Below are 25,237 nucleotides of genomic sequence, written 5' to 3'. Positions count from 1 at the left end.
TGGATCAGTGTGAGTGACGGGGAACGGCGGAGCCTCTGCAGCCCACCAGAAAGTCGAAGTCGCAGCCTTCATCGGCCTGCAGCACGTGGTTGACGTAGAGCTTCTGGTAGCCGCCGCCGCGCGTGCTCATGGGCTGTGCGTCCTTGCTCGAAAGCGATGCCAGGCGTGCCGCCAGCTCTTCGTCGCTGATGTCCAAGTGCAGCCGGCCTGCGTCGCAATCGAGCTCGATCCAGTCGCCGTCGCGCACCGCCGCAAGCGGCCCGCCGTCGGCCGCTTCGGGCGCCACATGCAGCACCACCGTGCCGTAGGCCGTGCCGCTCATGCGCGCATCCGAAATGCGCACCATGTCCTTCACGCCCTGGCGCAGCAGCTTGGGCGGCAAGCCCATGTTGCCGACTTCGGCCATGCCGGGGTAGCCCTTGGGGCCGCAGTTCTTCATCACCATTACGGAGCTGGCGTCGATCTCGAGGCTTTCGTCGACGATGCGTTCCTTGTAGTGCTCGAGGTTCTCGAACACCACGGCACGGCCGCGGTGCTTCAGCAATTCAGGCGAGGCGGCCGATGGCTTGAGCACCGCGCCGCGCGGCGACAAATTGCCGCGCAGGATGCGAATGCCGCCATCGGCAATCAGCGGCTTGTCCAACGGCCGGATCACCTCGTCATCGAGGCTCGGTGCCTCGCGCACGTTGTCCCAGATCGACTGGCCGTTGACGGTGAGCGCGCCGGGGTGCGGCAGCAGGCCGGCTTCGCCAAGGCGCCGCAGCACCGCAGGCAGGCCGCCGGCGTAATAGAACTCTTCCATCAGGAAGCGGCCCGAGGGCATCAGGTCGACGATGGTCGGCGTGTTGCTGCCGATGCGCGTCCAGTCTTCCAGTTCGAGCTCGACGCCGATGCGCCCCGCAATGGCCTTCAGGTGAATCACCGCGTTGGTCGAACCGCCGATCGCCGCATTGACGCGAATAGCGTTTTCAAAAGCCTCGCGCGTGAGAATCTTCGAGAGCGTGAGGCCCTCTTTGCCATTTCGACCGCGCGCATGCCCGACATCTGCGCAAGCACATAGCGCCGCGCATCGACCGCCGGAATGGCCGCGTTGTGCGGCAGCGAGGTGCCCAGAGCTTCGGCCATGCAGGCCATGGTCGAGGCCGTGCCCATGGTGTTGCAGGTGCCCGCCGAGCGCGACATGCCGCCTTCGGCCGAAAGGAACTGGTGCAAGTTGATCTCGCCGGCCTTCAGCGACTCGTGCAGTTGCCACACCGCCGTGCCTGAGCCGATGTTCTTGCCTTCGAGCTTGCCATTGAGCATCGGCCCGCCCGTGACGACGATGGCGGGAATGTCGCAGCTTGCCGCACCCATCAGCAGTGCGGGCGTGGTCTTGTCGCAGCCCGTGAGCAGCACCACCGCATCGACCGGGTTGCCGCGAATGGCTTCTTCCACGTCCATGCTCGCAAGGTTGCGCGTGAGCATGGCGGTGGGCCGCAGGTTCGATTCACCGTTCGAGAACACCGGAAACTCGACCGGAAAGCCCCCGCCTCGGAGATGCCGCGCTTCACATGCTCGGCAATCTTGCGGAAGTGCGCGTTGCAGGGCGTGAGCTCTGACCACGTGTTGCAGATGCCGATGATCGGCCGGCCGTCGAACTCGTGGTCCGGTATGCCCTGGTTCTTCATCCAGCTGCGGTACATGAAGCCGTTCTTGTCGGCCGAGCCGAACCATTCGGTCGAGCGAAGCTTCTTCTTGGGAGTTTGGTCCGACATGCGGAAGTTTCCTGAAAGCGAGAGAAAAGAGAAAAGGAAGAACGCGTCAGCGCCGGGGCGCCCGCGAAGTGAAGAAGCGCTGCAGCAGGCAGAACACGAAGAGCAGCGCACCCACCACGATGCGCGTCCACCATGAGCTCAGCGTGCCGTCGAATGAAATCAGCGTTTGGATGATTCCGAGCATCAGCACGCCGAAGAGCGTGCCCGCCACATAGCCCACGCCGCCCGTGAGCAGCGTGCCGCCGATGACCACTGCCGCAATCGCATCGAGCTCCAGCCCCAGCGCGTGCAGGCCGTAGCCCGAGAGCATGTAGAAGGTGAAGATCACGCCCGCCAGCGCCGAGCAGAAGCCAGACAGCGTGTAGACGCCGATGAGCGTGGAGCGCACCGGCAGGCCCATCAGCATGGCCGACTGCTCGCTGCCGCCAATGGCGTACACCGCGCGGCCGAAAGGTGTGCAGTGCGCGATGAACACCGCGGCCAGCAGCACCACGACGGCGATCACCGCGCTGATCGACAGCGAAGCCTCGCCCCAGATGGGAATGCGGATCTGCGAGACCTCCGAATAGAACTCGTTGGTGATGCTGATCGAATCGATGCTGATCAGGTAGCAAAGGCCGCGTGCCAGGAACATGCCCGCGAGCGTGACGATGAAGGGCTGCAGCCGGAAGCGCTCGATGAGCAGGCCCATGAACGCGCCGAAGGCCGTGCCCATGGCCAGTACCAGCGGAATCACCACCATAGGGCTCCAGCCGTGCTTCTCGACCAGCGAGGCCGACACCATCGTGGTGAGCGCAATCACCGAGCCCACCGAAAGATCGATGCCGCCCGAAAGAATCACGAAGGTCATGCCCACGGCTACGACGATCAGGAAGGCGTTGTCGATCAGCAAATTGAGGAACACCTGCGCCGAAAAGAAGCCGTCGTAGAACACCGACCCCAGCGTGGCCATCAGCATGAACAGCGAGATGGTTGCCGTGAGCGGCAAGTACTTCGGATTGAGCCCTGCCCTGCCCCCTCTCCCTCCTCCTCTCCCACTGGTGGGAGAGGGTTGGGGTGAGGGTGCAGCCGCTTCGATCACCGCGCTCATGCCCGTTCCCCTTCATGCGCCGGCCGCTGCACCAGCGACCGCACTTCCGACCTGAATTCCGGCGACTGCAGCAGCATTACCGCGAACACCACCACGGCTTTCACGACGAGATTGATCTCCGGCGGAACGCCCAGCGAGTAGATGGCATAGGTCAGAGTCTGGATGATCAATGCGCCGATCACGCTGCCCATGAGGCTGAAGCGCCCGCCGGTGAGCGCCGTGCCACCCAGCGTCACGGCCAGGATGGCGTCGAGCTCCAGCAGCTGACCCGCGTTGTTGCCGTCCGCGCTCTTGACGTTGGAACTGATCAAGAGCCCCGCGATGCCCGCGCACACGCCGCAGAACGCATACGCCCCAACGATGAGCCGCCGCGCCTGCACGCCAGCCACGCGCGCCGCGGTCGGGTTGATGCCGACCGCCTGGATGAACAGGCCGAGTGCCGTGCGCGTGATGGCCAGGTACAGCAGCACGAACACCGCCGCCACGATGAACAGAGAGAACGGCAGGCCCAGCAGATAGCCGCTGCCAAGGAAGAAAAACGGCTTGTAGTAGATCGTGATGATCTGCCCGTCGGCAATGAGCTGCGCAATGCCGCGCCCCGCCACCATGAGGATCAGCGTCGCAATGATCGGCTGCATGCCGACCTTGGCGACCAGCAGGCCGTTCCACAGGCCGCACACCAAAGCAACGCCAAGGGCGGCCAGGATGGCCAGCCACATCGGAAAGCGGCTCACGTCGCTTGCCACCGAGCCTCCGATCATCCAGGCCGCCACGGCCGCCGCAATGGCGACCACCGCGCCTACCGAAATATCGATGCCGCGCGTGGCAATGACAAGCGTCATGCCCAGCGACACCAGCACCAGCGGTGCCGCGCGATTCACGATGTCGATCAGGCTGCCGTAGAGATGGCCGTCGCGCCACTCGAGGTGCAGGAAGCTGGCGTTGAAGGCTGTGTTCACTGCAAGCAGGAGCAGCAGCGTGACGATGGGCCAGGCCAGGCGGTGGCGCATGAAAGTAGAGAGGCGCGTCATGTGTTCTGCCTTGCTCCTTCCCCTCCCGGGGAAGGTTGGGATGGGGGCAGACGGCGCTCGCGAGCCAGCAGCATTCAATCGAAGGCCGCTGTGCCCCCACCCCTGCCCTCCCCGGAAAGGGAGGGAGAAAGTCAAAAGGGTGCTCATGCTGCTGCAATCATTTCGTAGACCTCGTCCTCGATCGAACCGCCCGGCAACTCGCCCACCTTCTTGCGATCGCGCAGCACCACGATGCGATGCGCCACGCGCACCACCTCGCTGATTTCGGAAGAAATGAAGATCACCGCCATGCCCGCGCGTGCGAGCCGCAATATTTCTTCCATGATTTCCTGCTTGGCCGCCACGTCGATACCGCGTGTGGGCTCATCGAGGATCAGCAGGCGCGGCTCGGTTGCGAGCCAGCGCGCAATCATCGCCTTCTGCTGGTTGCCGCCCGAAAGCAGGCCAATGGGTGTTTCCACGCTCGCGGTCTTGATGCCCAGCGAGGCGACGAAGCGCTCGGCCATCGCGGTCTGTTCGGCGTGCGGCAGAAAGCGCCGCACACCCAGACGCGCCTGCAGCGCGAGCGCGATGTTCTCGCGCACCGACAACTCGGCCACGATGCCGTCGGTCTTGCGCTCTTCGGGGCACAGCGCCAGCCCTTCGCGAACCGCGTCCGCCGGGTTCGAAAAGCTGACCGTCCGTCCGTCGATCTTCAGCACGCCGCGGTCGGGCATCTCGAGCCCGAACAGCAGGCGCGCGAGCTCGGTGCGGCCGGCGCCCAGAAGGCCCGCAATGCCGACCACCTCACCGGCACGCACGCGCAAATCGGTGGCCTGCAGCTGCCCGGCTTGCCCGAGGCCTTCGGCCTGCAGCAAAGCGGGCGCCGCTTCATCGAACGCCGGCAGCGCAGCGGGTCGGGCCGACTGGGCCGCGAGCTCCCGCCCCAGCATTGCGGCAATCAACGCTTGCGGTCCCAGGTCCGCGGCACGCCACTCACCCACCCAGTTGCCGTTGCGCAGCACCGTGATGCGGTCGGACACCGCGTACATCTGGTTCAGAAAGTGCGTCACGAAGACGATGGCCAGGCCCTCGCCGCGCAGGCGCCGCAGCACCTCGAACAGCTTCTCCACTTCGTCGTCGTCAAGACTCGAGGTCGGCTCGTCGAGGATCAGCACCTTCGACGAAACACCCAGCGCACGCGCAATGGCCACCAGCTGCTGCACCGCCACCGAGTAGCTCGACAGCAGCCGGGTCACATCGATGTCGAGCCCGATGCGCGCCAGCAGTTCCGCGGCGCGCCGGTTGACGGCCGCCCAGTCGATGCGAAAGCCCTGCGCCGCACCGCAGCGCGGATAACGTCCCGCAAACACGTTCTCGGCCACCGAGAGGTTCGGGCACAGGTTGACCTCCTGGTAAACCGTGCTGATGCCCAGCTTCTGCGCTTCGAGCGGCGATGCGGGATGAATGGCTTGCCCGTCCAGGCGTATTTCCCCGGCGCTTGAAGGCAGCACGCCCGTCAGCACCTTGATCAGCGTCGACTTGCCCGCACCGTTCTGCCCCATCAGCGCATGGACCTCGCCCGGGTAGAGCCGCAGCTGCACATCGCGCAGCACCGGAATGTCGCCGAACTGCTTGTGGATGCCCCGCAGTTCGAGCACGGGTGAAATGCTGCCGTCCGTCATGCGCTTACTTGTTCTTGTTGTAGACGTCGATGAACACCGCAGCCAGCAGCACCAGTCCCTTGATCACTTGCTGGTAGTCGATGCCGATGCCCAGGATCGACATGCCGTTGTTCATCACGCCCATGATGAAGGCGCCGATCACCGCACCCATCACCCGGCCCACGCCGCCCGAGGCCGAAGCCCCGCCGATGAAACAGGCCGCGATCACGTCGAGCTCGAAGCCCAGGCCGGCCTTGGGCGTGGCGGTGTTGAGCCGCGCCGCGAACACCAGGCCCGCGAGCGCGGCGAGCGCGCCCATGTTCACGAAGGTCAGGAATGCGAGGCGCTGCGTCTTCACGCCCGACAACCGTGCCGCCTTTTCGTTGCCGCCCAGCGCGTAGATGCGCCGGCCGATGGTGGTGCGGTTGGTGACGAAGTCGTACACCACGATCAGCACCGCCATCACGATCAGCACGTTGGGCAGGCCCTTGTAGGTCGACAGCAGGTAGCTGAAGAACAGGATGATGGCCGCGAAGAACAGGTTCTTCACAAGGAAGAACACATAGGGCTCGGTTTCCATGCCGTGCGCCGCGAGCTTTGCGCGACCGCGCAGCTTGAAGAACACCAGCGCCGCCGCGGCCAATGCGCCGACCACCAGCGAGGTGGTGCGCAATGTGTCGCCGCCCAGCGGATCGGGAATGAAGCCCGAGCTCAGCCGTTGGAACTCGACCGGGAACGGCCCGACCGACTGCCCGGCGAGCAATGCCAGCGTGAGCCCCTTGAACACCAGCATGCCCGCGAGCGTGACGATGAACGACGGAATCTTGCGGAATGCGACGAACCAGCCTTGCGCCGCGCCGATGACCGCACCCGCTGCAATGCTGATGAGGGCAGTGGGCACGAAGTGCCATTCGTACTCCACCATCAGCACCGCCGCCAGCGCGCCGATGAAACCGCAAACCGAGCCCACCGACAAGTCGATGTGCCCCGCCACGATCACCAGCAGCATGCCCAGCGCCATGATGACGACGTAGCTGTTCTGCAGCAGCAGGTTGGTCAGGTTGAGCGGCCGCAGCAGCGTGCCGTCGGTCAGCACCTGGAACAGCACCATGATCGCGACCAGCGAGATCAGCATGCCGTATTCGCGCAGGTTGTTCTTCAGGAAGCCGGCGTGCAGCTTCGGGCCCTCTGCGACAGGGACAGCGGCGTTCACCGCCGCGTTGACTTCAGGCTGGGACATGGACAGAACTCCCCGCGCTCACGATGGCATGCATGATGCGCTCCTGCGAAGCCTCGGCGGCCGTAAATTCGGCCACGAAACGGCCCTCGTTCATGACATAGATGCGGTCGCACATGCCTAGCAGTTCCGGCAGTTCGGAAGAAATCATGAGAATGCCTTTGCCCTCGCTCGCGAGCTGGTCGATGATGGTGTAAATCTCATATTTGGCGCCCACGTCGATGCCGCGCGTGGGCTCGTCGAGGATCAAAAGTTCGGGTTTGGTAAAGAGCCACTTGCTGAGCACCACCTTCTGCTGGTTGCCGCCCGACAAATTGACCACCAGCTGCTCCACGCCCGAAGACCGGATGTTGAGCGCCTTGCGGTAGTCGCTCGCAACCTTGAATTCGCGCGCGTCGTCGATCACCATCGAACTCGACACCGCTTCCAGGTTGGCCAGGCTCACGTTCTTGCGGATGTCTTCTTCCAGCACCAGCCCCAGGCCCTTGCGGTCCTCGGTGACATAGGCAATGCCCTGGTCGATGGCCTTGCGCACCGTGCCCACGTCCACCGGCTGGCCGTGCATCAGCACCGTGCCGCTGATGCGCTGGCCGTAGGACTTGCCGAACACGCTCATTGCGAGCTCGGTGCGCCCCGCGCCCATGAGGCCCGCAATGCCGACGATTTCGCCTTGGCGCACATGCAGGTTCACGCCCTTGATCTGCTCGCGGTCGGCATGCAGCGCATGGTGCACGCGCCAGTCGCGCACTTCGAACACGGTTTCGCCGACCTTCGGATGGCGCTGCGGATAGCGGTGCGCCATGTCGCGGCCGACCATGCCGCGGATGATGCGGTCTTCGCTGATTGGCTGGTTGCGGCAGTCCATTGTTTCGACCGTGGCGCCGTCGCGCAGCACGGTGATCGAATCGGCCACCTTGGCAATTTCGTTGAGCTTGTGCGAGATGAGAATCGACGCGATGCCCTGGCGCTTCAGCTCGAGCAGCAGCATCAGCAATGCGTCGCTGTCGTTCTCGTTGAGGCTGGCGGTGGGCTCGTCCAAGATCAGCAGCTTCACCTCTTTCGCCAACGCCTTGGCAATTTCGACCAACTGCTGCTTGCCCACGCCGAGGTCGGTCACCAGCGTGGTCGGCAGCTCTTTCAGGCCCACCTTGGCAAGCAGCTCGCGCGTCTTCCCATAGGCGGCAAACCAGTCGATCACGCCGCCGCGCGTGATTTCGTTGCCGAGAAAAATGTTCTCGGCAATGGACAGCAGCGGCACCAGCGCCAACTCCTGGTGGATGATGATGATGCCGAGCTTCTCGCTGTCGGCAATGCTCTTGAAGCGGCGCAGCTCGCCCTCGAAGTGGATCTCCCCGGTGTACGAGTCGCACGGGTAGACGCCGCTCAGCACCTTCATGAGCGTCGACTTGCCCGCGCCGTTCTCGCCGACCACGGCATGGATCTCGCCCGCGCGCACCGCCAAGTTGACATTGCTCAGCGCCTTCACGCCGGGAAATGTCTTGGTGATGCCGCGCATCTCGAGGATGCTGCGCGAGTCCGCTTCCATGCCGCTCTTCACTTGACCTGGCTTTCCTTGTAGTAGCCGCTGTCGACCAGCACCTGCTTCCAGTTGGCGCCGTCCACGCTCACCGGCTTGAGCAGGTAAGAAGGCACCACCTTGACGCCGTTGTTGTAGGTCTTGGTGTCGTTCACTTCAGGCGTCTTGCCCGAGAGCATCGCGTCGACCATGGCCACCGTGACCTTCGCCAGCTCGCGCGTGTCCTTGAACACGGTCGAGGTCTGTTCCTTGCGGAGAATCGACTTGACCGAAGGAATCTCGGCGTCCTGGCCCGAGACGATGGGCATCGCCTGCGAAGCCGAGCCGTAGCCCACGCCCTTGAGCGACGAAAGAATGCCGATCGAAAGGCCGTCGTACGGCGACAGCACCGCGTCCACACGGTCCTTGGTGTAGTAGGCCGACAGCAGGTTGTCCATGCGCGACTGCGCCACCGCGCCGTCCCAGCGCAGCGTGCCGACCTTTTCCATGCCCATCTGCTTGCTGCGCACCACCAGTTTGCCGCTCTTGATGTACGGGTCCAGCACCGACATCGCGCCGTTATAGAAGAAGAAGGCGTTGTTGTCGTCCGGCGAGCCACCGAACAGCTCGATGTTGAACGGACCCTTGCCGCTCTTCAGGCCGAGCGCCGACTCGATCGACTGCGCCTGCAGCACGCCCACCTGGAAGTTGTCAAAGGTGGCGTAGTAGTCGACGTTCTTCGAGCCCTTGATGAGCCGGTCGTACGCGATGACCTTCACGCCCTTGTCGGCGGCTTTCTGCAGCACGTCGGACAGCGTGGAGCCGTCGATGGCCGCGATGACCAGCACCTTCGAGCCCTTGGTGACCATGTTCTCGATTTGCGCGAGCTGGTTCGGAATGTCGTCGTCGGCGTACTGCAGGTCGGTCTTGTAGCCCTTTTCCTTGAAGTACTTGACCATGTTGGCGCCGTCGGCGATCCAGCGGGCCGACGACTTCGTGGGCATGGAGATGGCGATCGGGCCCTTGTCCTGCGCATGCGCGAGCGGTGCGATGCCGGCAACGGCCAGCGCGATGCCTGCGAGCGAGGCCTTGAGGAAGTTGCGTTTCATGGGTGCTTGCTCTCAGTACTTGCGGTTGGGAAACTCTTTAGCGGCCACTTCCATGGGGAAGATGCCTTCTTCGGTCACGATGCGCTTGGGCAACGCCTTGCCGGCCTTGATGTCTTTCACAGCGCTCATCAGCTGGGGCCCGAGCAGCGGGCTGCATTCGACCGACACGTTCAGCTTGCCGGCAATCATGGCTTCGAACGCGCCCTTGACGGCATCGATCGAGATGATCGTGATGTCCTTGGCCGGCTTCAGGCCTGCTTCCTCGATGGCCTGGATCGCGCCGATCGCCATGTCGTCGTTGTGTGCGTACAGCACGTTGATCTTCTTGCCCTCGGCCTTGAGGAAAGCCTCCATCACTTCCTTGCCCTTGGCGCGCGTGAAGTCGCCGGTTTGCGAGCGCACGATCTTGAACTTCGGGTCGGCCTTGATGATTTCTTCAAAACCCTTCTTGCGGTCGATGGCCGGGGCGGAGCCCACGGTGCCCTGCAGCTCGACGATGTTCACCTCGCCCTTCTGGTCCTTCATCTTCTCGACCAGCCAACGGCCCGCCTTGCGGCCTTCTTCCACGAAGTCGGATCCCATGAAGGTCACGTAGAGCGAGTCGTCCTTGGTGTTGACGGCGCGGTCGGTCAGCACCACCGGAATCTTCGCGGCCTTGGCTTCGCGCAGTACGGTTTCCCAGCCCGACTCAACCACCGGCGAGAAGGCGATGACGTCGACCTTCTGCGCAATGAACGAGCGGATGGCCTTGATCTGGTTTTCCTGCTTCTGCTGCGCGTCGGAGAACTTGAGTTCGATGCCCGCTTCCTTGGCGGAAGCCTTGATCGACTCGGTGTTGGCGGTGCGCCATTCGCTCTCGGCGCCAACCTGGCTGAAGCCCAGCACGATTTTCTTCTGCGCCAGTGCTGTGGCAGGCAGAAGCCCACCGAGCGAAGCTGCGGCGAGCGCGATATTGAGGGTGCGGCGATTGAGTTTCATGGCTTGTCTCCTTCTTTCTAAGTGCTTGTTGAAAACCGTCCGTGGTGGTCAGGCCCGCATGAAGCCGGTCTTGACCGTCGTGTAGAACTCCGCGGCGTGGCGCCCTTGTTCGCGCGGCCCGTAGCCCGACCCCTTGCGGCCGCCGAAGGGCACGTGGAAGTCCACCCCCGCGGTCGGCAGATTGACCATCGTCATGCCCACTTCGGCATGGCGCCTGAAATGCATCGCGTGCTTGAGCGAGTTGGTGCAGATGCCCGCGCTCAGGCCCGAGGGCGTGTCGTTGCACAGCGCCAGCGCCTCGTCGTAGTCGGCGGCGCGCAGCACGCAGGCCACCGGGCCGAAGATTTCCTCGCGCGCAATGCGGTGCTCGGGCCTGGCCAGAAAGAGCGCCGGGCTCATGTAGTGGCCGGCCGTGGCGCGCTTGAGCGGCTCGCCGCCCCACACATGCTCGGCGCCCTCTTCTTTCGCAATCTCGACCCAGGCCAGGCTGCGCGCAAGCCGCTCTTCGTCGACCAGCGGCCCTATGTCCACGCCGCGCTCCAGCGCATGGCCGATCTTCAGCGTCTTGAGCCGCTGGTGCAGCCGCGCGACGAAGATGTCGTGCACGGCGGCCTCGACGATGAGCCGGCTCGACGCCGTGCAGCGCTGTCCGTTGGAAAAGTAGGCGCCCTGCACCGCGCAGTCGATCGCGTGATCGATATCGGCATCGGCCAGCACGACGAGCGCGTTCTTGCCGCTCATCTCGAGCTGCACCTTGGCACGCCGCGAGGTGGCCGCCTGGAGAATGCGTTCGCCGTTGCGCGCCGAACCGGTGAAGCTCACCGCATCGACCAGCGGACTGTCGACCAGCGCCTGGCCGGCTTCCCGGCCGCTGCCCATCACCAGGTTGAAAACGCCTGCCGGCAATGCGGCGCGGCTGATGATTTCGGCCAGCGTCCAGCCGCAGGCGGGCACCAGTTCGGCCGGCTTGAACACCACGCTGTTGCCGTGCGCGAGCGCCGGCGCAATCTTGGTGGCCGGCACCGCGAGCGGCGAGTTCCAGGGCGTGATGAGCCCCGCCACGCCCACTGGTTCGCGCGTGACGTCGACCTGCACACCGGCGCGCAGCGAGGCCATGTTCTCGCCTCCGCCGCGCATCGCCTCGCCCGCAAAGAACTTGAAGGTCTGGCCGGCGCGGGTGGCTTCAGCCACGGCTTCCGGCAAGGTCTTGCCGACCTCGCGCGCCAGCAGCAAACCCAACTCGTCCCGGCGCGCCAAGAGCTCGGTGCCGATGCGGTCGAGCACGTCGGCCCTGCGTTGCGGGGTGCTGTGGCTCCAGTGCGGAAAGGCGTCGGCAGCCGCGCGAATCGCGAACTCGACCTGCCGGCGATCGGCGCGCGCGTATTCGGCCACCACTTCGCTGGTGTCCGAAGGATTGGCGCTCACACCCGTGGTCGCGCTGGTTTCCCAGCGGCCATTGATGTACTGCCGCACGCTCTGATGAAGCTCGCCGTGGATCACCGCGCTTCTGCCTCTCGTTTTCTTGAAGTGCCGCGAGTCTAGAAACAGAATTGATATCAATCCAATCATTTTTTCGACAAAATGCATATCAATCGCTGGATTCTGGAAAACCCGGCAGCCCAAAGTTTCAATAACAAATGACCAACTACAACCACTGGTTCATCCGCGCCCGCCTTAAGACGCGGCAGCTGCTTTTGCTGGTGGCGCTGGCGGAGGAAGGCAACATCCACCGCGCGGCGCAGGTGCTCAACATGACCCAGCCCGCGGCCTCCAAGCTGCTGAAAGACCTGGAAGACGTGCTGGAGGTGCCGCTGTTCGACCGGCTGCCGCGCGGCATGCGCCCCACCTGGTACGGCGAAACCATGATCCGCCACGCCCGCGTGGCGCTGGCCAGCCTGAACCAGGCGCACGACGAACTCACCGCGCTCAAGGCGGGCCGCTTCGGCCAGGTGGGCGTGGGCGCCATCACCGCGCCGGGTCTCACGCTGATGCCGCCCGCGGTGGCCATGGTGAAGCGCGAACAGCCCGACCTGCGCGTGTCGCTCGAGATCGAGACCAGCGCGGTGCTGATCGACCGGCTCGAGCAAGGCAAGCTCGACATCCTGGTGGCGCGGCTGTTCGCCGAGCACGACAAGTCGCAACTGCGGTACGAGGCGCTGGCTGAGGAGCCGGTGTGCGCACTGGTGCGCCCCGGCCATCCGCTGCTGGGCATGAGCAGCCTCACGCTGCGCGACGTGGTGGGCGCCGGCTGGATCGTGCCGCCCGCGGGCAGCGTGCTGCGCCACCGCTTCGAGCTGATGTTCCAGGAGGAAGGCCTTTCACCGCCGGGCAACATCATCGAGAGCTCGGCCCTGCTCTTCATCACGCGCATGCTGCAGCAAAGCGACATGGTGGCCGTGCTCGCGAGCGACGTGGCGCGCTACTACGCCGCGCACGGCATCGTGTCGCTGCTGCCGCTGGACATGCCCTGCCACATGGACGCCTTCGGCATCATCACGCGCACCGACCGGCTGCTCTCGCCCGCGGCCAAGGTGATGATGAAGGCGCTGAAGACCGCGAGCTTCAGCGTCTACGGCCGCAAGCTCGAAATGGACTGATCAGGTCCAGCCCGCGTCCACCGTGAACTCCTGCGCGGTGCACATCTTCGCGTCGTCCGACGCGAGGAACAGCACCATGCGCGCGATGTCCTCCGGCATGAGCTTGTCGGGCAGGCACTGGTTGCGCTTGAGCGCCTGCTCGCCCTCGTCGTCCAGCCACAGCTGAACCTGCCGCTCCGTCATCACCCAGCCGGGCGACACGGTGTTGATGCGGATGCGGTCCTTGCCCAGGTCCACCGCCAGGCCGCGCGTGAGGCCGTTAACCGAAGACTTCGCAATGGCATAGCAGGGGTAGCCCGAGCCCTTGGTCTGCCAGCCCGTCGAGCCCAGGTTGACCACCGAGCCGAAGCCCAGCCGCCGCATGCCCGGCACCACCGACTGAATGGCGAACAGCGCGGGCCGCTCGTTGATGGCCATGCGGTTGTCGTAGTAGTCGGGCGTGACCGATTCCAGCGTGTGGCGGTCGTCGCTTGCCACGTTGTTGACCAACACGGCAAAGTCGCCCAGCTCGGCGGCCGCATCGGCAATGGCCTTCTGCATCGCGACGATGTCGCGCACGTCGCAGGCGCGCCACCACGGCGCCGCATGGCCTTCGTCGGCGATCCGTTGCGCCAGCGCTGCACTGGCGCCTTCGGCAATGTCGATGAACGCCACGCGCGCGCCCTGCGCGGCAAAGGCGGCAACAATGGCCGCGCCAATACCGCTGCCGCCGCCGGTGACGAACACGGCGCGCCCCTTCAGGCTGGGGTGAATCGATAACTTCTGGGAATCCGTCAAGGTGTGTGTCTCCGGGCTTGGCTGTGACATTGCAAAATCAATATCAGTTAATGCCATAAACTTTGATTTCTATTATCAATATGCCTTGATACGATCCGCCGCGTCAAGGACCCGAGACAACGAAGGCACAAAAACAAATGATCCAGAACGGCAGCACATCCACGCCCGCACCCCTCGGTGCGCCAACCATCCTCGGCCAGCCCGAATGCCTGTGGCCGGCGGAGGCCACGCTCGGCGAGGGCACGCTGTGGTCGCCGAGCGAACGGGCGCTCTACTGGATCGACATCCTCGGATGCCGCCTGTACCGCTACGACCCGCAAAGCGGCGCGCGCCAAAGCTGGCAGTTCGACGAAGAGATCACCGCCCTGGCCGAGCGCGCGGGCGCGCCGGGGCTGATCGTCACGATGCGCCGCGGCTTCGCCTTCTTCGACCCGGCAGTCGATGTGCCGCCGCGCTACCTGCACCAGCCCGAAACCGACCGGCCCGGCAACCGCTTCAACGACGGCAAGTGCGACAGCAAGGGCCGCTTCTGGGGCGGCACCATGGACTTCGACTGCGTGGCGCCGACGGGCGCGCTCTATCGCTTCGACGCCGACAGCCGCTGCACGCGCCACGACGACGGCTTTGCGGTCACCAACGGGCCGACCTGGTCGCTCGACGAACGCACGATGTATTTCAACGCCACCGTCGAAGGCTGCGTGTATGCGTATGACTTCGACAGCGAAGCCGGCACGGTGAGCAACAAGCGGGTGTGGCTACGCTTTGCAGACGGCGACGGCTTGCCCGACGGCATGACGACCGACGCGGCCGGCCGGTTGTGGATTGCGCGCTGGGGCGGGCACTGCGTGAGTTGCCACGACCCGGTGAGCGGCGCCGAACTGTGCCGCATCGCGCTGCCCGCAAGCAACGTGACGGACTGCGCCTTCGGCGGCGACGACATGTGCACGCTCTACATCACCACCGCGCGCAGCGGGCTCACGGCCGAGCAGCTCGAAGCGGAGCCGCTGGCCGGCGCCCTGTTCTCGGTTCGTATCGGGAGCCCCGGCCTGCCCGCCGCGGAGTTCGGCGCGGCTGCGGTCAACGGCTAGCTATTCAAGCAACGCCGAAGCGGTGCAGCGTGCTGCTGCTGAACGTTTCTCCGGGCCGGAGCACTGTCGAAGGAAAGCCTGGCTGGTTCGGCGAATCGGGGTAGTGCTGCGTTTCCAGGCACAGGCCCGCGCCCTGGTTGAAGCTTTCCCCGTCGCGGCCGCGAATGCTGCCGTCGAGGAAGTTGCCCGAATAGAACTGCACTGCCGGCTCGGTCGTCAGCACCTCCATCACACGGCCTGAAGGCTCGTGCTCGAGGCGTGCCGCCAGCGCCGAGCCGGCTGGCTCGCGGTCGAGCACCCAGTTGTGGTCGTAGCCGCCCGCCACGCGCAACTGCTCGTGCGGCTCGCCCATGCGCGCACCGATCTGCGTGGGCACGCGAAAGTCGAAGGGCGTTCCGTCCACCGGCGCAAGGCCGAGCGGAATCAGGCCCGCATCCACAGGGCAGAAGCGGCTCGCCGGAATGGTCAGCCGATGGTCCCGCACGGCACCGCCGCCGGCCAGGTTGAAGTAGTCGTGGTGGCTCAGGTTCAACACCGTAGCCCGGTCGGCCTCGGCGCGGTAGTCGATGCGCCATGTGTTGTCGGTGGTGCCGAGCACGTAGCGCACGGTCACCTGCACCTCGCCCGGAAAGCCCTCTTCGCCGTCCGCACTGGTGTAGCGCAGCTCAATGGCCACTTCGCCCGCCGCGCTGTCTGCCGGCACTTCTTCGATGTGCCAGAAGCGCGTACCAAAGCCCTTGTGCCCGCCATGCAGCGAGTTGGCGCCGTTGTTCACCGCGACCTGATGCGCAACGCCGTCCAGCGTGAAGCGCCCGCCCGCAATGCGGTTGGCATAGCGGCCGACGATGGTGCCGAAGTGCGGATGCGGCTTCAGGTAGTCCTCGAGCGTGGGCAGGCCGAGCACGATGTTGCTGCTTTGCCCCCGCGATCGGGCACATGCAGCGCCGTGACGATGCCGCCAAGGTTGATGGCGCTGAGGCTGAGGCCCCGGCCGTTGTCGAGGGTGTATTCGGTCACGGCGCGCCCATCGGGCATGCGGCCGAACTCGCGCGAGGTGATGCGGCTGTTCATCGGCGGTATTTCCAGTAGGCGACGAGGCCCGAAAGATAGTGCTCCACGTCGTCGATGCGAACGCGAAAGCTGTGGTGCTTGATAAAGAACGAACCGGCCACGCGGTCGGGGTTCCGGAAAAACATCGCGAGCTCAGGCCAGAAATAACCGTTGGCCAGGTAGCGCGCGCGATGCTCGAGCGCACGGTCGAACTTGTCGCGGTCGAGCCCTTCGAGCAGCGGGCGCAACGCGGGGTCGGCGTCGAGCCGCGCCACCATTTCGCGCGCGGCCATCATCAGCTCGAGCAGCGTCGGAAAAGTGGTGATGCGCTGCAGCACGAAATCGAGGTAGTCGGCCACGTTCTGCAGGCCGAACCGGTAGTAGCGTGTTTCAGGGCGATAGCGCGTGAGCTCGTTGACGCAATAGCTCAGCCAATGGTCGTGCGCGCGCCAATGTTCCGCGGCAATGAAATGCTCGAAGGCTTTTTCGACCACGGCAAGCCACCGCTCATCGCGCGTGAGGCCGTAGAGGCGCATCAGGCCGAAGGCGGCTTCGCCGTCGTAGTAGATAACGCGGAACTCATCCTTCACGTCGAGCCCCGGGTGGTTGAGCACGTGCACGAAGCGTCCGCTCGCCGGGTCTTGCATGGCACGTATACCAAGCGCGAGTTGCTCCATCAACGGCTGGTACTGCGCATCGCCGGTGAGTTCGGTGTACTTGACCAGCGCCAGCAGGCACACCGCATTGCCGCCGAGCTTGATTTCATTGCCCACATCCAGCAGGTAGGCGGCGCGCGTGCCGTCGGGCAGGTCGACCTGGCGGATGAGCCGGCTCTTCAAAAAGGCCAGCGAACGGTCGATGGCCGCCTTCTGGGTGTCGCTGCGGGTCAGCTCCCAGGCCTCGAGCAGGGCGTAGGTCGAGCTCGCGTGCCGCAGGGTGTTGTAGGTGGGAATCGGCCGGTCGAAACACGGAAACCATCCGTAGTAGAACTCGCCCGAGGGCTTGACCTGCGCGGCAAGGTAGTCGCTCGCGGTGTCCACAAGGCGGCGCACCTGGCTTGCATTCCACTCAGGCAGCGTTCGATAGCCCGCGGCCTGGCCCTTGGCCGTAAGCGGCCATGCCCCCTCGGCATCGACGTAGGCGCCCCGGGTGGTGAAGCACCACACCGGCGCGCCGTCGTCCGAGGGAAAGTCGATGTCTCTTGCGAAGCGCCTCTGCCCGTGCAGGCGCAGGTTGCCCGGGTTGGGCTCCGCATGTTCCACGGTGCCGTTGTAGAAAATGGCGCTGCCGTTGATCTCGGGCGCGAGCAGCGCCACCTCGAACTTCGCGTCGAAGGACACGCCCCGGTTGAAGTAGTTGCGCTTGGTGCGTGACAGGCGCTCTTTCAATGCGCCCCAGGTCATGGGCTCGACCTCGTCGACGATTTCCACGCGCATGCGGCAGGGCTCCAGGCCGATGCGCCGGACGAGCGCAAGCGCGGCATCGCCCGCCTGCTGCCAGGCCTCTTCGGCGGTGGCACCGCGCCCGGCCGTGACGCGTGCGCGGCTCGCACCGTCGCCCAGCGCAACGAACGCGACGCAGCCCGCCTCGGGCGTGGCGGCGGCACCCGGCAGCGTGCCGTCGGCCGCGGCCAGCACCTGCCTGGCGCGATTCAACAGATCCATGGGGAGGGTCGTTTCCTGGTTCATGCAGGCGCGAATGATGACAGGCCGCGCGCCGAACCGGTCACCCTAGCCCAGCGCGCGGTAGAAGTAAGTGGTGTCGCAGGGCTCGCCGCCCGGCAGCCGTGCAAAGCCCGGAATCACGCCAACGCGCGTCCAGCCTTGGCGGGCATAAAGCCGCTCGGCCTCGGCGCTCGATGTGTCGAGCACCAGCAAGGTCTTTCCCGCTTCGCGGGCAAGCTGCTCGGCGGCCTGCATCAGCACCGCACCAATGCCCTGCCGCCTGGCCCGCCGGTGCACGAGCATCTTCGACACCTCCGCGCGATGCGGCTGGTTCTCTGGCTGATCGAGCACGAGCTGCACGGTTCCGACGATGCCTTGCGCATCTTCGGCCACCAGCAGCGCGCGCTCGCCGCGTGCCACGCCTTCGCCCACGCGCTGCCAGAAGGCGAGTGCGCGATCGCGCGTGAGCGGCAGCATGAAGCTGACGGATGCACCGCCCTCCACGCAGTCGATGAGCACATCGGCAAGCTGCCAGATGTGCGCGTCGTTGACGCTGGTCAGGGCGCGAATGCTTGGTGCGAGTGTTGCCGTATCTGTCATCTCATCTCCACGAATCATCTTGAACCAAAAGGGAAGGTTGCGATCACGACGGCGTAGCGCGCGATCTTGCGGGTGGGGTTGTAGTAGCTCATGGGCCGGTCGAGCACCATCGCCAGGCAGTCGCCTGCGTCGAGCCGGTGGTGTTCGTCGCCGAGCGTGACTTCGACGGTGCCTTCGAGCATCCACACCTGCTGGTGCACCTGCGGTTCCCGCGCAGCGGTTTCGTAGGCCACGCGCGCCTTGGGCGGAAACAGCACCTCGACGATGTGGATGGGCGATGCGGTGCCGGCGGGCGACACGTTGCGGCGCACATAGCCGGAGTGCGGATCGCGCCACTGCGGCTGGTCGGCCAGGCGCGAGACCGGCCCGGCCTCGGGCTGGGGTGCCTCGAACAACGAGGCCAGCGGAACGCCCAGGCCGGTGGCAAGCTTCTCGAGCACCACTGCCGTCGGGCTGCTTTCGCCGCGCTCGATGAGCGAGATCATCGAGCGGCTGACGCCGCAGTGCACGGCCAGCGCGTCGAGCGAAAGGCCGCGTCCGGCGCGCAGGTCTCGCACGCGCTGCGCGATGCGTTCATTCAGGCTGGAGGGTTGGTTTTCCATGATGTCGGAGGAATATCCAGCATGATGGAAACAAAGTCAAGTCGCGATGAGAGTTGCCTCAGCGGCCCTTGGGCTTGGACGAGGGCTCCCACAAATCGGGCGTGGTCGCGACCAGCTCTTTCAGGTTCGACCACGGCTTGGAGTCCGGCACCACGGTGCCGCCGGCAATCGCCACCTTGGCAAACGCGACCATCCGCTCGCGCAGGTACTGCCGGTCGCTCTCCGGCCAGGTCTCGATCGAATGAGGTGCTCGGGCCACCACGATTTCGCGCGCGCCGCGAATGCGGTCGTAGGCCGCAACGGTTCCCTCCAGCGTTTCCGCGCGGTCCCACAAACCCTTGCCGAAGAAGGCGGCCGGCCACTGGTGCATGCCCACGAGCGGCGCCGAGTTGGGATAGAACAGGATGTGATGGTCCGCCGCCATGGCACCAAGAAACAGGTTGCGGTCGGCCAGGTCGGGCGACGACGGCAAGTACCCCGCGCCGCTCGCAAACGACGCCAGCAGAATCGCACCCTTGATGTTTGCGAGCCCCTTGGGCGGAGCACATTCGGGCACCGGCATGTCGTAGCTGCATGCACCTGAAAAGTTCTTGGCCATGGCCCAGGCCGTCGACATGGAGCCGCGCGAATAGCCGCCCAGCAGGATGGGAATGCGTGTCGATTTCATGCCGCCCAGCAGCCTGCCGGCCGCCTCATCGCCTGCAAGCGTGCGCCCGTCCGGCGTGAGAAGCCGCAGGCCGTTGCCGGTGTCGAACTGCGCCAGAACGCGAAAGACGTCTTCGCCCTGCTCCAGCGTGTTCGTGTCGCTGAACCCGCCCGAGATGCCCTCGCCGCGCCGGTCGTAGGCCAGCACGTCGAAGCCCGCCTGGTTCAGCGCATCGAGGTTCTCGCGCCACCAGCGCTGCCCCATCGTTTCGGTCGTGGCATTCGGAAAGCGGATGTCCACTGCCCTGCCCGTGGCCGGATCGATGCGGTAGGCTTTCTCGTCGGGATGCTGAATCGCCGTGAGCTGCCCGCCGCCGCCCGGCGCCATGACCACCAGCGCGCGCGTGATGCCGCCCTTGCCGTCATCGACACCGCGGCCTTCGATGTACCAGCCGCGCAGCTTGACGGGGTCGGTCATCTTCAGGTCGATGCGCTCGAAGGTGTCGCGCGGCACGGTGAACTCGACGATGTAGGTGCTGGCATCGGCCCGCGCAATGGCCTCCGCATAAGGCGCCTTCGCAAAGAAGGCCGGGCGGCGGATCTGCCGCAGGTCCACCGCGCCATCGGGATCGATCTTTCCCGAGGGATCGACGGTGCCGGTCGAGCGGGTCGAACGCGCCTTGTTCGGTGGCAGCCAACGCTGCACCTGCGCGTCGATGCGCGCAAAGCAGGCGGCATCAGCCTTGCAAGCACGCCAGCGCTCCTTCAGGCGTGCGTCGGTGAACTCGTCGACGTAGTAGTCGCCTGCATACCCCGCGGGAGGCCGATGCGCGTTGACGCCGAGCGGCACGCAAACAGTATCGCCGCCGGGCTGCGGCAGCAGGTAGCCGGGCAGCTCGTGATTGCGGTCGACTCCCACCCAGGCGCGGCAATCGGTGGGCGGCGGCTCAGGGCGAGCGTGCGTGAAAGCGGCGCCGCCCTGGTGGGCGCAGCCCGCCGTTGCCAAGGCCATGAACGCCGCGCCAGCGGCCAGGCCCGTGCGACAACGCATGAACATGCTCTTGTCTCCTTCATCTGCGTGCGCGGCGCGATCACACCGCTGCCGATCTTCACGCGCCGGGCGGCCGTTGCGCTACAGCAGCATGAATGCCGCGGCAGCCACCACCGTCGGCCCGAGCGCCCCCAGCAGCAAGCCACCGGCGCCGATAGTTTCGTCCGAGAAGCCGCGCTTGAGCAACGCCACGCCCGCCGGATTGGGCGCGTTGGCAATCACCGTCAAGCCGCCGCCGGCCACCGCACCGGCGACCAGCATGTACTTGGATTCGTCCGAGATGTTCGCGATCAACGAGCCCAGGTAGGTGAGCGCCGCGTTGTCCGTAATGGCCGTGAGGCCCAGCGCGCCGAAGAACAGCGCCAGCGGCTGCAGGCTCGAAACCACCGGCTCCAGCCACCACTGCTGCATTCCGCCCAGCACCACCAGCCCGGCCAGAAAGAAACCGACGAGCAGCGCCTCCTTGATGATCAACGGGCTCTGGTGGCGTTCGTAGGCTTGCGTGTACCCGAGAAACATCAGGAAGAGCCCGAGAAACGCCACCGGATGATGGGCGAACAGCACAATGCCGGCGAGCAGCGCCAGGTGCACCAGGGCCACGGCGGGCGGCACGGGCGCTTCGGCCTCTGCAGCCGACGGCGCAGCATTCAGGTGCTTGCGCAGCACGAAGGTGGCCACGGTTGCGTTGACCAGCACCGCAATGGCGGCCTTCCATCCGAAGGTGGCGAGCATGAATGCGCTGTCCCACTGCCATGTCGAAGCGACCATCAGCACCGGCGGCGCGGCGTACGACGTGAGGGTGCCGCCGATCGATATGTTGACGAACAGCACGCCCAGCGCCAGGTACTTCACCGGCTCAGGCACTTGCGGCCGGAAGATCTGCGGTGCGAGCATCAACGCCGCAATGGTCATGGCCGCCGGCTCGGTGACGAGCGAGCCCAGCAGCGGCACGGCCGCCAGGCCGAGCCAGGCCGATGCCATGGGCGTGGGCACCGGCAGCACCCGTGCGACAAGGCTCACACCCGACATCACCGTGCGCAGCACGGGCCGTGAAGCGGCCACCACCATAACCACGAAGACGAAGAGCGGCTCGGTGTAGTTGCGCGATTCCGCATAGCCGAGCGCCGGGCCGCCGCCCACCACCAGGGCCATGGCAAGGACGAGCACGATGGCCCAGAAGCCGAAGACGACTTCCACCTCGCCCAGCAGGTGGAACAGGCCGGCATGACGGGGAAAGCGGTGCGACAGCCGCTCGAACTGCTTGGCGGCAAAGGTGTGGATGAGCGCGACGGCGAAGAGGCCTGCGGCAATGTACTGGATGGTGGGTTCTTGCATGGGATTGGCGTGACTGCTCCGCGCGGCGGCCCGACCAGCGCATGAACCTGCGACGCCATGGAAAGCAGCCTCGCACCCGATGCCAGTTTAACGGGCATGCACCGCAGCCCGTCAATCGCTGCAGGTCAGGCTATGGCTGCTGCAGGCGCTGCAGCAGCTCCGCGCTGGGATAGCCGTCCGCCGGCAGGCCGACACTGCGCTGGTAGCGGCGCAGTCCCTCGCGCGTGGCGGGGCCCATCACGCCATCCGCTGCGCCGGTTGCAAAGCCGCGCTGGTTGAGCGCGGTTTGCAGCTCGACCATCTGGCTGCGCGAGAGCGCGGGCAGGTCCCGCGGCCATGCCGCCTGCACCCCCGGCCCGCCGCCCAGGCGCTGCGCAAGAAGCCCGACCGCGAGTGCGTAGTTGGTCGAGTTGTTGTAGCGCAGAACGGCACGAAAGTTCGGCCCGATCAGGAAGGCCGGCCCGCGTGCCCCGGCGGGCAGCAGCACCGTGGCCTCGGCAAACTCCGGCAACGGCTGGTCGTCGATCGCGCGCAGCCCCTCGGCCGCCCATTGCCCGGACGACTGCCGCACCGACGTATCGGCACGGCCGTAGTCGAAGCCCGGCGGCAACCGCACTTCCACGCCCCACGGCACACCGGCCTGCCAGCCGGAGCGCGAAAGAAAGTTGGCGGTGGAAGCCACCACATCGGGCATGCTGCCCCAGATGTCGCGCCGACCGTCGCCGTCGGCATCCACCGCATAGGCCAGGAAGTTGGAGGGCAGGAACTGCGTCTGGCCCATGGCACCGGCCCAGGAACCGATCATCCGCTCGCGCGCGATGTCGCCGCTGTCGAGAATCTTCAATGCGGCCAGCAACTCGCGCTTGGCCCAATCTTCGCGGCGCCCTTCGAAACCGAGCGTGGCCAACGCGTCGACGACCGGGGTATTGCCGTAGTTGCCGCCGTAGTTGCTTTCCATGCCCCAGATGGCGACGATCACCGCGGGCGGCACGCCATAGCGCACAGCGGCCGCATCGGCTTCGGTGCGCACCTGCAGGAGCTTGTCCTGTCCCGTGGCCACGCGCTGCGGCGTAACGGCGTTGTCGAGGTAGTCCCAGACGGTGCGCGTGAATTCGGGCTGGGCGCGATCGAGCTCGATCACGCGCGGCAAGTACTGGACTTGGTCGAACGCGCTGTGCAGCGTTGCGTCGCTGATGCCTTGCGTGCGCGCGGCGGCGCGAAAGTCGGCAATCCACTTCGCGAACCGCTGTTCGACATCCGCGTCGTCCGCGCCCGTCGCTGCTGGCGCCGTGGGTCCGGGTGCGGGCCGGGCGCCGGTTGCCGATGCGGGCGGCTTCGCGCTAACGGGCGGTGGAGCGGAGGCGCAGCTGGCCAGCAATGCAGCAACGGCCGCCGATGCGGCCAAGAGTGCGAACCTGTTGAAACGAGGAATGGAAAGATTGCTTGCTTGATGCATTCATCGATTCTCACCGCTGGCTCGCAGGGCCTGTTACCAGACGCTGCACCGCGCGGCCCGCCCGCCGCGCGAGCGCCGGACGCACGAACTCAGGCTGAAAGCAGCGCTGGCTCCCATCCGCAAATTCGATCGTGACGGAGACCGCATCGGCACTTGCCACGGACCCGACGCCATAGCGCGGAACGCGCACCGAATCACCTTTGGCAAAGGCGACACGCGGCGAAGTGGCGCCGGCTTCTTCTTCGGCCACTGGTTCCGCCTGCGCATCTCGCGCGGCCTGCGCCCGCTCGTGCCTGGCCAGCCGCACGCAGTTGTCGCAGGCACCACAGCGCTGCGCGAGCTCGTCGCTCCCCAATCCCGAAAGAAGCACCTGCCATCGGCACATGCCGGTGGTCGCATAGAAGGTCATGCGCTCCAGCGCCTCGCGCTCCTGCTCGCGCTTTTCGCGGTGGCCGTTCAGCAGCGCGTCGAGCTCGGCGTCTTCGAGCGGCTGCTTTCTTGCCCAGCGCAGCAGGCCCTCGCTGTTGCGCTTCAGCAGGCGCTCCTGCCGCAGCAGGCTCAGCAACACGCGAAGCTTGCCACGCGGAAGACGTGCGCGCTGCTGGAGCTCCGTCGCCGTCCAACCTTCGGCCGCGGGAGGCGGGCTCGACAACGCCTGCTGCAGCGCGCGCAGTTCGGGTACCTCGGGCAGCCAGCCGGCCAGAAAGAACTGCTGCACGGCCCTATCGCGCCGCAGATAGAGCAACACGCAATCCGCGCGCTCGCCGTCACGGCCGGCGCGACCCGACTCCTGGTAGTAGGCATCCAGGCTCGAGGGCATCTGGTAGTGCAGCACAAAGCGGATGTCGGGCTTGTCGATGCCCATGCCGAATGCATTGGTGGCCACCATCACGCGGAGCTTGCCGGCCATGAACGCATCTTGCGCCGCGTGCCGCTCGCTCGAGCGCTGCTTGCCGTGGTACAGGCCCACCGACTCGCCCGCGTCCGCGAGGCTGGCGGCAAGCGACTCGGCCGCCTTCACCGTGGCGGTGTAGACGATGCCGCTTCCTTCGAGGCCCGCAACCAGCGCAAGCGCACGCTGCAGCTTGTCTTCCTCCCGCATCATCGGCTCGACCGTGTAGTGCAGGTTGGGCCTGTAGGCACCGGTGTCGATCAGGCCCGCGCGAGGGATGCCGAGCTTCTCCATGATCTCATCGGCCACCTCGTCGTTGGCGGTGGCCGTGAGCGCCAGCACCACCGGCTTGCGCAGGGCGCGCACCGCCGCGCCTATCTCCAGGAACGCGGGCCGAAAGTCGTGCCCCCACTGCGAGATGCAATGCGCCTCGTCGACGACCAGCAAGGAAGTCGGCCGCTGCTGCAGCAGCTTCAGAAAGGCAGCGTCGGCCAATCGTTCCGGCGTGCTGAAGATCACGCGCGCGGAGCCGTCGGCAATGGCTGCTTCCGCCGCATCGATCTCGTCGGCGGCGCACAGGCTGTTCAGCTGCACGGCGCGCACGCCTTTGGCGTCGAGCTTTTCGCACTGGTCTTTCATGAGCGCGATCAAGGGCGAGACCACCACCGTCTGCCCGGACGCGAGAACCGCGGGCACCTGGTAGCAGAGCGATTTGCCGGCGCCCGTGGGCATGACGGCGAGCGTCGATTCGCCCGCGACCACCCTGTCGATCACGCGGCGCTGCCCGGGGCGCAGGCGCTCGTGGCCGAACACTTCGTGAAGCACGCGCTCCACGTCGACGTCTGTCGTCGACGCTGCCCGTTTCTTGCGGGTGGAAGGCCGTGTGGTTTTTCCTTGCTGCGTGCTCTTCTCCAGTTTGCTTCTCCTCTGTTGCATGTGCTGGCCGTCAATCTGCGTGCCGCACGGCAGCCGCTTTGTGAGACGCGCCCACGTACCGTGTCGGCGCGGCGCGCTGACTGCATGGCGGCACAAATTGCCGCAAATGCTGCGGACGTGTGCTGGTCCTGTAGCCGGGCCAATGCTTACCCATGCGGGCATGGCCGTTGCCCTGCACAAGGGCCG

The 25,237-nt window shown here is 65.8% G+C and carries 18 protein-coding genes and 2 pseudogenes; 2 read left to right on the top strand and 18 right to left on the bottom strand.

The genetic code is table 11. From position 1 onward, the window contains the following. Positions 1-4: 4 nt before the first annotated feature. The 9 genes and pseudogenes from M0765_RS14455 to M0765_RS14415 all read right to left on the bottom strand — a co-directional run bounded on the left by M0765_RS14455 (position 5) and on the right by M0765_RS14415 (position 11,858). Positions 5-1,754 (bottom strand): annotated as a pseudogene (locus M0765_RS14455) (IlvD/Edd family dehydratase). Between the two features lie 46 nt (positions 1,755-1,800). Continuing rightward, on the bottom strand, positions 1,801-2,844 hold the full coding sequence (gene yjfF / locus M0765_RS14450; protein WP_258504285.1) for a galactofuranose ABC transporter, permease protein YjfF: 1,044 nt from the start codon (positions 2,842-2,844) through the stop codon (positions 1,801-1,803). Next, positions 2,841-3,875 (bottom strand): ABC transporter permease, encoded by a 1,035-nt coding sequence (locus M0765_RS14445; RefSeq protein WP_258504284.1) that lies wholly within the window; start codon positions 3,873-3,875, stop codon positions 2,841-2,843. The genes yjfF and M0765_RS14445 overlap by 4 nt, the downstream gene beginning before the upstream one ends. Positions 3,876-4,018: 143 nt before the next feature. Then, the gene (locus M0765_RS14440) at positions 4,019-5,539 is read right to left on the bottom strand and encodes a sugar ABC transporter ATP-binding protein (protein WP_258504283.1); all 1,521 of its coding nucleotides are present in this window, start codon (positions 5,537-5,539) and stop codon (positions 4,019-4,021) included. A gap of 4 nt (positions 5,540-5,543) precedes the next feature. Continuing rightward, positions 5,544-6,758, bottom strand: coding sequence for a multiple monosaccharide ABC transporter permease (mmsB, locus tag M0765_RS14435; RefSeq protein WP_258504282.1), 1,215 nt, complete (start codon positions 6,756-6,758; stop codon positions 5,544-5,546). Then, positions 6,745-8,301 carry a multiple monosaccharide ABC transporter ATP-binding protein gene (gene mmsA / locus M0765_RS14430; protein ID WP_258504281.1) on the bottom strand — a complete coding sequence of 519 codons (1,557 nt, stop codon included), beginning with the start codon at positions 8,299-8,301 and terminating at the stop codon, positions 6,745-6,747. The genes mmsB and mmsA overlap by 14 nt, the downstream gene beginning before the upstream one ends. Positions 8,302-8,309: 8 nt before the next feature. Next, entirely contained in the window at positions 8,310-9,380 is a 1,071-nt protein-coding gene (chvE, locus tag M0765_RS14425) for a multiple monosaccharide ABC transporter substrate-binding protein (RefSeq protein WP_258504280.1), read from the bottom strand. Positions 9,381-9,392: 12 nt separating this feature from the next. Further along, positions 9,393-10,358 (bottom strand): ABC transporter substrate-binding protein, encoded by a 966-nt coding sequence (locus tag M0765_RS14420; RefSeq protein ID WP_258504279.1) that lies wholly within the window; start codon positions 10,356-10,358, stop codon positions 9,393-9,395. Between the two features lie 48 nt (positions 10,359-10,406). Then, the gene (locus tag M0765_RS14415) at positions 10,407-11,858 is read right to left on the bottom strand and encodes an aldehyde dehydrogenase family protein (protein ID WP_258504278.1); all 1,452 of its coding nucleotides are present in this window, start codon (positions 11,856-11,858) and stop codon (positions 10,407-10,409) included. 137 nt (positions 11,859-11,995) lie between these two features. On the opposite strand from M0765_RS14415, the gene M0765_RS14410 reads away from it, so the two are divergent. Further along, positions 11,996-12,955, top strand: coding sequence for a LysR family transcriptional regulator (locus tag M0765_RS14410; protein WP_126745424.1), 960 nt, complete (start codon positions 11,996-11,998; stop codon positions 12,953-12,955). On the opposite strand, the gene M0765_RS14405 is transcribed toward M0765_RS14410, so the two are convergent. Further along, positions 12,956-13,762: an SDR family NAD(P)-dependent oxidoreductase gene (locus tag M0765_RS14405; protein WP_258504277.1), complete on the bottom strand. Its 807-nt coding sequence runs from the start codon at positions 13,760-13,762 to the stop codon at positions 12,956-12,958. Between the two features lie 107 nt (positions 13,763-13,869). Here M0765_RS14405 and M0765_RS14400 point away from each other — a divergent pair, with 107 nt between their 5' ends. Continuing rightward, positions 13,870-14,820 (top strand): SMP-30/gluconolactonase/LRE family protein, encoded by a 951-nt coding sequence (locus M0765_RS14400; RefSeq protein WP_258504276.1) that lies wholly within the window; start codon positions 13,870-13,872, stop codon positions 14,818-14,820. A 4-nt stretch (positions 14,821-14,824) separates the two neighbouring features. Here the strand turns inward: M0765_RS14400 and M0765_RS14395 are convergent. The 8 genes and pseudogenes from M0765_RS14395 to M0765_RS14360 all read right to left on the bottom strand — a co-directional run bounded on the left by M0765_RS14395 (position 14,825) and on the right by M0765_RS14360 (position 25,051). Continuing rightward, positions 14,825-15,891, bottom strand: a pseudogene (locus tag M0765_RS14395) (aldose epimerase family protein). Then, entirely contained in the window at positions 15,888-17,534 is a 1,647-nt protein-coding gene (locus M0765_RS14390) for a Mur ligase (protein WP_258504275.1), read from the bottom strand. Before M0765_RS14390 ends, M0765_RS14395 begins: the two are co-directional and overlap by 4 nt. A gap of 66 nt (positions 17,535-17,600) precedes the next feature. Next, positions 17,601-18,134: a GNAT family N-acetyltransferase gene (locus tag M0765_RS14385; RefSeq protein ID WP_258504274.1), complete on the bottom strand. Its 534-nt coding sequence runs from the start codon at positions 18,132-18,134 to the stop codon at positions 17,601-17,603. A gap of 14 nt (positions 18,135-18,148) precedes the next feature. Next, positions 18,149-18,736: a helix-turn-helix domain-containing protein gene (locus tag M0765_RS14380; protein WP_258504273.1), complete on the bottom strand. Its 588-nt coding sequence runs from the start codon at positions 18,734-18,736 to the stop codon at positions 18,149-18,151. A 58-nt stretch (positions 18,737-18,794) separates the two neighbouring features. Next, positions 18,795-20,438 (bottom strand): hypothetical protein, encoded by a 1,644-nt coding sequence (locus tag M0765_RS14375; RefSeq protein WP_446751555.1) that lies wholly within the window; start codon positions 20,436-20,438, stop codon positions 18,795-18,797. A gap of 75 nt (positions 20,439-20,513) precedes the next feature. Continuing rightward, positions 20,514-21,767 carry a putative Na+/H+ antiporter gene (locus tag M0765_RS14370; protein ID WP_258504272.1) on the bottom strand — a complete coding sequence of 418 codons (1,254 nt, stop codon included), beginning with the start codon at positions 21,765-21,767 and terminating at the stop codon, positions 20,514-20,516. A gap of 130 nt (positions 21,768-21,897) precedes the next feature. Further along, the gene (locus tag M0765_RS14365) at positions 21,898-23,223 is read right to left on the bottom strand and encodes a lytic murein transglycosylase (RefSeq protein WP_258504271.1); all 1,326 of its coding nucleotides are present in this window, start codon (positions 23,221-23,223) and stop codon (positions 21,898-21,900) included. Between the two features lie 10 nt (positions 23,224-23,233). Continuing rightward, positions 23,234-25,051 (bottom strand): RecQ family ATP-dependent DNA helicase, encoded by a 1,818-nt coding sequence (locus tag M0765_RS14360; protein ID WP_258504270.1) that lies wholly within the window; start codon positions 25,049-25,051, stop codon positions 23,234-23,236. Positions 25,052-25,237: the final 186 nt, after the last annotated feature.

This window comes from Variovorax sp. S12S4 (genome assembly GCF_023195515.1).
Classification (GTDB): Bacteria; Pseudomonadota; Gammaproteobacteria; order Burkholderiales; family Burkholderiaceae_C; genus Variovorax.
Note: the sequence above shows the minus strand (reverse complement) of the source record. Positions and strands in the feature narration are given on the sequence as shown.